The following is a 7065-nucleotide window of genomic DNA, read 5'->3' on the forward strand; positions in this document are numbered from 1 at the left end:
GTCCCCGCAAGCAGGGCCGCCTCGCCGCGCGAGGCGCCATCATAAATCGCCGCAAGCGCCAACAGGCGACGCGACTGACCCGCATGCCGGCTTCTGCGCACAAGGCGTCGCAACTCCGAACTATCATGATCGTCACGCAGGGATAGAGGGCTGCCCATCCAGAATGCCTCCTTCAGAGAATGGTCTGCATCCTGTGAATCACATTTTTAAACCGATGGGTACCCCGTGAGTCAGGCCAAACAATGGTTGGTATTATGTACCCTGGATCGTCGTCTTGCCGAAGCGGGGCCCCAGGTCGGTCTGGCGACTACGCTCCTATGATCGATCCTTGATTGAGGACCATTGGAAAATATCGCGAATTTACGATTGCGGTTCCAGGACGCATTACGATCGCAGGGAGTGTCCTGAAGTCTGTGTATCTGGCCTGGCCCATGGGTTTTCAGATACTCAAGCGGCGAAGCGCTCGCCGAACATTATGGCGAACTGGTTGCGGGCTGCAAACCATTCCCGAACATTCTGCCCGTCTTTCTCAAAGCTGCGGATCGCCAGGTAGATCAGCTTCGTTGCGGCATCGTCGGTCGGGAACGAACCGCGCGTCTTGATCGATTTGCGGATGACCCGGTTCAGGCTTTCGATGGCGTTCGTGGTGTATATGATCTTGCGGATCGCCGGATCAAAGGCAAAAAACGGGATCACTTCTGGCCATGCCCGGCGCCATGCCGGGGCGATTGACGCGTATTTCCCGACCCATTTCTCCTCGAACGCATCGAGTTCGGCGGCCGCCATGTCAGCAGTGGCAGCCCCGTAGATCCGGCGCAGGTCGGCAGCCACGGCCTTGCGATCCTTCCATGAGCAGAAGTTCAGGCTGTGGCGCACCAGATGGACTATGCAGGTCTGAACCATCGCCTCGGGAAAGGCGGCGGTGATGGCCTCGGGAAAGCCTTTCAGCCCGTCCACGACCGCGATCAGGATGTCCTGGATGCCCCGGTTCTTCAACTCGTTCATGACCGAAAGCCAGAATTTGGCGCCTTCATTCTCGGCGATCCAGAGCCCCAGAACCTCGCGCACCCCCTCGCGGGTGACACCGAGGGCGACGTAAACCGCCTTGTTTTTAACGGTCCGGCTGTCAGCATCGCGGATTTTTACCCGAAGAGCATCGAAGATCACGATGGGATACATCCGATCCAGCGCCCGGCCCTGCCACTCTCGGACCTCGTCCAGCACGGCATCGGTGACGCGGCTGATCAGGTCGGGAGAGACCTTCAGGCCATAAAGATCAAGCAGATGGGTCTGGATGTCCCGGACAGTCAGGCCGGCGGCATAGAGACCGATGATCCTGTCGTCGATCCCATCAATCCGGGTCTGGCCCTTCTTTACAAGCTCCGGCTCGAAACTGCTGTCGCGGTCGCGCGGCACCGTCACTGGAAAGGCGCCGTCCTGGCCTTTCAGCACCTTGGTCATGGAGCCATTCCGCCGGTTCGACTGGCCCGGAGGGGCAGCCTTGCCTTCCTCATAGCCCAGATGCGCGCTCAACTCTGCACCCAGCATACGCTCCATGAGCCGAATTTTCAGCTCCTTCAGCAGCCCGGCGTCACCAAGCAGGTCTTCAGGACGCTTCACGCCCGTCAGCAACTTGTCCAGGAGTTCGTTCGAGATGGTCATTCATACTTCCTTTCGGTGAAGTATGGACCAGATCAATTATACACAGAAGATCGGACACTCTCCGATCGCATGCAGTCACACATTTGCTTTATCCCCGGACTGACACGCAGGCTGCATCGATTACGGGTCAGCGCCCTGACATGATACAGGTAGGTCATATTGGACTGAGGACACCGCTTAGTGGGACCGGACGTAACGGCCGAAGCCGTTCATCAGATAGCCCACCATCCTGCCCTCAAAATGAAATCCTCAGGATGATCTCTGCAGGAGATGCTCCAATTGAGCGATCAGGGCAGGCAAAGCCTCTTCTACCGTACGCCAAACAATCCCATAATTGATCTCGAAATAGCCGTGCGCGATCCGGTTCCGCATTCCGCGCATTTGCCTCCACGGAATATGCGGATAACGCGCTACGTCATCCGGGTAGGCAGCCATAACTTTGGTCGTCGCTTCCCCAAGGATAAGCAGGCTCATGACAACGGCCTGCTGGGTCCTGCGATCCTTCAGAAAATCTTCGACCGCCATGCCTTGCACGAAGGAGCGGGCGTCGGTCGCTGCCTCGTGCATATGTCCCAGATAGTCAGTCAAACGAAAATGACGACTCACAAGGCACGCGCTTCAGACAGAACCTCATCCCGGAAGGCTAAGGGCAGATCTTCGGGCGTCCGGAGATCAACTGCTAGTCCCAGAAGATCTTCGAGATCGCTTTGCAGTCCGCCCAGGTCAAAAAGGGTGATTCCCTCGGGCGCATCAACCAGCAGGTCCAGATCACTTCCATCCCGATCCAGGCCATGCACAACGGAGCCAAAGACCCGGGGATTATCGAGTTTCCATTGCCGGGCCAGTCCAATGATGGAGTGACGATGCAGGGCAACGGCTTCAGACGGACGCATGAACACCTCTCCCTTTCCACAAAGCGGTTTATTCTATCAGATCGCTATACTCACCCCAAGGGCGCAAAGATTACTTTATATCTTTTTTTCGGCCTCAGATCGTCGCTACGGAACGTCCCGCACCAACGGTGCAATGGTGTATGAGGCTCCTTAAATCAGAGGGAGCGACAGGGGAGCGAGAAAGGAGCGATAAGGGAGCGGCAGGGGAGCGGAAAGGGAGCGCTGTAGTGGCAATGAAGCCGAAAATCCCCACATAACCTCTGAACGCTGGGAACAGGGATACTGACTGTGGCCAATATCGATGTCCAAAAGCGCCTACGCGAACACGTAATTGCCATGACCACTCAGGCAGCGACCCGTTCCGTCCTGCTCTGGCTAACCGAGCATCATGACGCCGTTGCCGCCATCAGACCGCATGGTGGCTCATGGAAGCCCGTCATCGCCGTGATGCGCGAGAGCGGCCTCGATATCTCCGCAGACCACTCCGGCCTCAGGAAGGTAAGGAAGCTCTGGGTACAGGTCAGGAACGCTCGAAAAGGATATGCTGAGGAACAGACCGCCTCGGTAGAAGTCGATCCCCCCGTCCACAACACCCATCCGAGCCGGCTGCCGCAGGACTGGAAGCCCGACCTTGTCGATGATGGCCAGAAAAGCCTCTCTCGCCTCCCCGATGCATCAGCTGTACCCGCACAAATAGTGCCCGCCGAAAAAAACGCACAGGTCGCATCATTGCCCGCGACAGTGCCAGGGAGCTCGGGCAGCGAGACAACCGGGGAGAAGAACTTCCCCATTGGTCGCGCCCGGGCCGAGGCCATCAAGCGGGATCTTCTTGCGCGGCTGAAGCGAAAGGAGCCCGGTTTTTATCGGGAGTAAGGCATGGCATCCGCCACGATCACAGACGCCGCAGAACCAACGGAGCTGGTGACACGCCCAACCCTGCTCGTCGCCATCGGGCGCCAGCGGGTGGGAAAGACGACCTTCCTCAAATCACTGGCCGAGATCACGGCCCAGCAGGGAGGCAGACCGGAGATCTGGAACACGGATTCCATGAACCGCTCGCATACGCTTTCGTCGCTTGGTCCGCAGGTTCTGGAAGCGGACAGCATGTCCCCGACCGGGCAGGCTGCCTGGCTCGAAGGGCAGATCGAGAAGCTGGTTGAATCCCGCCATGATGCGATTCTCGACATCGGGGGAGGATGGACTGCCATGCACGAACTGATCCGCTCATCTCCCCTTGTCGCGGCGCTGGACGAGCTTGGGGTCTCGCTTGTGACGATCTTCATGATCGGTATGGAGAATGCGGACATCGACTATCTGCAGGACCTTCAGGAGCAGCATGGCTTCCTGCCACGCCGCACGGCGATTGTCATAAATGAAGGCCTGCTTCCCGTCGGTATCGACACACCTCAGGCGGTAAGCCAGATCCTCGAAAACGAAGCGGTGCTCAACGCTCTGGACCGAGGCGCCGCGCACGGTGTGTTCCCCGCGATCAACGGGCTGAAGAAAATCGCGGATCGTGGGCAGTCGTTCATGGATTTTGCTGCGAACAAGCCGGTTCCCGGACAGCCGAAAAGCTCGGTCTTCGACAGGCTACGGGTCAATCGCTGGCTCAAACGCGACGTGCCCCTCTTCCTGCGCGACCTCGGAGCGGACTATCTGCCCCGGATGCCGAAGGGACTGCCCGACGTGGTTATGGAGAATGTCTGATGGCAGCCCAGGGCGACATCGAGGCGGCAGACCGTGAATTCGCGGTCCGAATGGAGAACCTGCGCAGGGTCGCCGCCCAATGGGTCGAGCGTCCGATCGCGCCCGAAGTCGAAGTGCTTTCGGCACTGGTCGCAGCGATAGACCAGATCGGCACCCTCTGCATTGAAGCCAGGCGCGCCTCCATCCGCTCCGTTGCCGAGAGCAGGCTGGTGGCCGAACAGCAGCGCGAAACCCTGGCGCAGGACACGATCGCCATCCGCAGCCACCTCAGGGACGGCATTGAAGCGGTGCACACGCTGCGCACCATCAACGAAAAACTGGTCGAGAAGAAACTCCTCACGATCACGGCGGATATGACGAAAGGATTAAGGGGCGCCATCGAGAGCCAGGCCACGGCCATGACCAGACGGTACAACCTGGAGACGGCCTTTCGCATCCTGGGCTACAGTTCCATCGTCCTGATAGCGGGATTTGCGCTCGGACGGATGCCCTGAGCATGTCTGCAACGGGCACGCTCAGGACCGGAACAGAAACGCCGGACCAAGTACTGACACAGGTCGCATGATGCTGGCCGATCCTGTCCGCCTCGCAACAGGAGGCCAAGGTGATCCGGCTCCCCTTCCCATGCCGCCGCACGACGCAAGCGACCGTGGTCCTCGTAACGTGCGGCCTCGTCGCGCCGCCGATCGGGCACGCACAGACAGTAAACGTGCCGGGCGGGCTCCCGACACATGTCAACGCAACCTATCAGGAACCGGGGCTCGGTGGCTGGACCCCGGACACGACAGGCACAGCCCAGGCCACCAGCGGAAGCGGCGCCGTCACCCAGACAACGACAGCAGGCACGTCCGACAGCGATGCGCTCGGGACCCTATACCAGCAGTCATGGGGCTATGCGGCAGCCCAGAACGCCGAGGCGCTGGGCGTCAATCCGTCAGCACTGGCCGCGACCTGCGTGGTGGAATCCGGCTGCCAGAACCTCTACACGGCCGGAAACGGCAGTACGATCACCGGCGCGTTCCAGATGAGCAACGGGACCTACAGCCAGACCCTTGGAGAGGCACTGGCAGCAGACCCCTCGCTGGCCTCATCCATCACCAGCGGCACGGCAGGCCAGCAGGACCCGGCGACGCAGGCGGTGGCTGCGGCGCAGTATCTCAAGGATGCCGCAACCAGTCTGCAGCACAGCGGCATCAGTAACCCGACAGCCCTTGATGCCCGGGCCTATTATAACTTTGGCCCGAGCGCGGGTGCTGAAATCGCGACGGCCGACGACAGCAGCCTCATGTCGTCCTACATATCGAGCACGGCGATGTCGGGGAACAATATCAGTTCAACCACCACGGTCGGCCAATGGCGCGCGGCAGTCGCAGCAAAAATGGGCAGTGCCGCGTCCAGTTCGATCCTGACCGGCTGACGAGGAGTCCAGCATGAGGTTTTCCCACCGGGCCGCGATCCTTGCGGCCCTCACCTGCAGCATCAGCCACCCGGCCTTCGCGCTGCACAGAACCCCGGTCCATGCGCTCGACGGGTACAGATGCATGGCCCTTGATGCACCGGAGCGGATCATGATGGATTTCAGGCATCCGATCCCGCTGCAGAGCGAACCACGGGACGGTGCTCCGAGCATTGCTCCTGCGCTGGCGGTACTCCCGGTCGCCACGGACGCACCGCCTACGAACGGCTACGTCCGGAGCATGACCCTCGCATTGCGTCCCGGCTGGGTCTCGACAAGATGGCTAAAAGCCTACGACGCGGTCCATCCCGGCATGACCTGCACGCCCTACGTCATGAATGACGGCAAGCTTGGCTTCGTGTTCGGCAGGGCGACACAGTAGGTTTGTCATCTCCACAATCCGGCATGCTGCATGACCGACATTGTTTTTCATGGGAGCGGAACAGGGAAGGCCGCTGCCCGCCGGGAGGGCCGCGAGGCGCCCGGGTCAAGCCTGAGGGCATGCCCCTGAGGTGAACCGGGTTGCGCGGAGCGCGGGGCAGCGCCCTGCGATCCGGGCGGCCCTGTTCACTGAAAGGGGCGTGTCCTCACCGCGCGAAGCGCGGCGCGCAGCGGGCTTGAGGCGGGCGCCTCGCGGCGGCATGCTGGTATCAGGGCATTTTTTTCCCGCACGATGGCGACCCCGGACACCAGAAGCAGGAACCCGGTTTCCGGGCTCCTGCGGCGTGGTCTCTCAAGGCGTCGGATCGTCGGGCCACCAGGGGTCGGGAGCGTCCGCAATCTCGCGCGCTTTCGCTTCGGCTGCGGCCCTTGCGGCCTCGGTCGCCTCCCGCCATGCGTCGATGCCGTGGTCGGCAATAAAGTCATGGGCGCCGTCATCTTCGGGATGCGGCATTTCCGGGCCATGATAAAAAGGATTGCGATGCCAGACGTCCCGGTCCGTCAGGACCCATGCGTGGTGGGGCGCAGCACGCGAAAGCTCAAGGGCTTCGTCGCGGTCTGCCATGGATTCATATTCGCTCATGCGGGTCGATCCTTGCGGAAAGGTGCCTTGCCGTGGGTGGCCGGACCCGCTGTGGGTCCGGCCGGGTCGGTCAGAAGCCGAGGGCGTCCATCTCGGCGGCTGCGGCCCGCTGGTCGATGGTGCGGGCATTGCTGGCCGTGTAGGGCTTCCACGGGGTGCCGATCATGTCCTCGTAGGCGGCAAGGGCCCCGCGGGCGGACGCGACCAGGGCGGCGGCCTTGATCCCCTGCTCGGCTGCGAAGCGGCGGGCGTTGGCCGCCCTGTTTTCCAGCCCGTCGACGCCCATCCGGTCCTCTTCGCGATACTCGTTGAACTGTGAGGAC

9 protein-coding genes and 2 pseudogenes are annotated in these 7065 nt (G+C 61.2%); 5 read left to right on the forward strand and 6 right to left on the reverse strand.

Going from position 1 to position 7065, the window contains the following annotated elements; translation table 11 throughout:
* The 4 genes and pseudogenes from CFR71_RS14870 to CFR71_RS14890 all read right to left on the reverse strand — a co-directional run.
* A pseudogene (locus CFR71_RS14870) lies at positions 1-158 on the reverse strand (IS630 family transposase); the annotation flags it as partial.
* A 289-nt stretch (positions 159-447) separates the two neighbouring features.
* The gene (locus CFR71_RS14880; protein ID WP_110532098.1) at positions 448-1662 is read right to left on the reverse strand and encodes an IS256 family transposase; all 1215 of its coding nucleotides are present in this window, start codon (positions 1660-1662) and stop codon (positions 448-450) included.
* A 249-nt stretch (positions 1663-1911) separates the two neighbouring features.
* The gene (locus tag CFR71_RS14885; RefSeq protein ID WP_019086859.1) at positions 1912-2229 is read right to left on the reverse strand and encodes a HepT-like ribonuclease domain-containing protein; all 318 of its coding nucleotides are present in this window, start codon (positions 2227-2229) and stop codon (positions 1912-1914) included.
* Between the two features lie 35 nt (positions 2230-2264).
* Positions 2265-2555: a nucleotidyltransferase family protein gene (locus CFR71_RS14890; RefSeq protein ID WP_010518281.1), complete on the reverse strand. Its 291-nt coding sequence runs from the start codon at positions 2553-2555 to the stop codon at positions 2265-2267.
* A gap of 288 nt (positions 2556-2843) precedes the next feature.
* Here CFR71_RS14890 and CFR71_RS14895 point away from each other — a divergent pair, with 288 nt between their 5' ends.
* The 5 genes from CFR71_RS14895 (at position 2844) to CFR71_RS14915 (ending at position 6100) form a co-directional block, all read left to right on the forward strand.
* Positions 2844-3428, forward strand: coding sequence for a hypothetical protein (locus CFR71_RS14895; protein WP_239020444.1), 585 nt, complete (start codon positions 2844-2846; stop codon positions 3426-3428).
* 3 nt (positions 3429-3431) lie between these two features.
* Positions 3432-4262 (forward strand): FAD-binding oxidoreductase, encoded by an 831-nt coding sequence (locus CFR71_RS14900; RefSeq protein ID WP_110532100.1) that lies wholly within the window; start codon positions 3432-3434, stop codon positions 4260-4262.
* Positions 4262-4756, forward strand: coding sequence for a hypothetical protein (locus CFR71_RS14905; protein WP_110532102.1), 495 nt, complete (start codon positions 4262-4264; stop codon positions 4754-4756). Before CFR71_RS14900 ends, CFR71_RS14905 begins: the two co-directional genes overlap by 1 nt.
* A gap of 110 nt (positions 4757-4866) precedes the next feature.
* Positions 4867-5679 (forward strand): hypothetical protein, encoded by an 813-nt coding sequence (locus CFR71_RS14910; protein WP_110532105.1) that lies wholly within the window; start codon positions 4867-4869, stop codon positions 5677-5679.
* A gap of 13 nt (positions 5680-5692) precedes the next feature.
* Positions 5693-6100, forward strand: a complete 408-nt coding sequence (locus tag CFR71_RS14915) for a hypothetical protein (protein WP_110532107.1) — start codon at positions 5693-5695, stop codon at positions 6098-6100.
* A 351-nt stretch (positions 6101-6451) separates the two neighbouring features.
* Here the strand turns inward: CFR71_RS14915 and CFR71_RS14920 are convergent, their stop codons facing one another.
* On the reverse strand, positions 6452-6742 hold the full coding sequence (locus CFR71_RS14920; protein WP_110532109.1) for a hypothetical protein: 291 nt from the start codon (positions 6740-6742) through the stop codon (positions 6452-6454).
* Between the two features lie 70 nt (positions 6743-6812).
* Positions 6813-7065, reverse strand: a pseudogene (locus tag CFR71_RS14925) (hypothetical protein); the annotation flags it as partial.

This window comes from Novacetimonas pomaceti, from assembly GCF_003207955.1.
Lineage (GTDB): Bacteria > Pseudomonadota > Alphaproteobacteria > Acetobacterales > Acetobacteraceae > Novacetimonas > Novacetimonas pomaceti.

What these genes read in the sequence shown, in the direction of transcription:
- CFR71_RS14905 (WP_110532102.1), top strand. Translation starts at nt 4,262, where the DNA reads ATGGCAGCCCAGGGCGACATCGAGGCGGCAGACCGTGAATTCGCGGTC.
- CFR71_RS14890 (WP_010518281.1), bottom strand. Translation starts at nt 2,555, where the DNA reads ATGCGTCCGTCTGAAGCCGTTGCCCTGCATCGTCACTCCATCATTGGA.
- CFR71_RS14880 (WP_110532098.1), bottom strand. Translation starts at nt 1,662, where the DNA reads ATGACCATCTCGAACGAACTCCTGGACAAGTTGCTGACGGGCGTGAAG.
- CFR71_RS14915 (WP_110532107.1), top strand. Translation starts at nt 5,693, where the DNA reads ATGAGGTTTTCCCACCGGGCCGCGATCCTTGCGGCCCTCACCTGCAGC.
- CFR71_RS14900 (WP_110532100.1), top strand. Translation starts at nt 3,432, where the DNA reads ATGGCATCCGCCACGATCACAGACGCCGCAGAACCAACGGAGCTGGTG.
- CFR71_RS14885 (WP_019086859.1), bottom strand. Translation starts at nt 2,229, where the DNA reads ATGCACGAGGCAGCGACCGACGCCCGCTCCTTCGTGCAAGGCATGGCG.
- CFR71_RS14920 (WP_110532109.1), bottom strand. Translation starts at nt 6,742, where the DNA reads ATGAGCGAATATGAATCCATGGCAGACCGCGACGAAGCCCTTGAGCTT.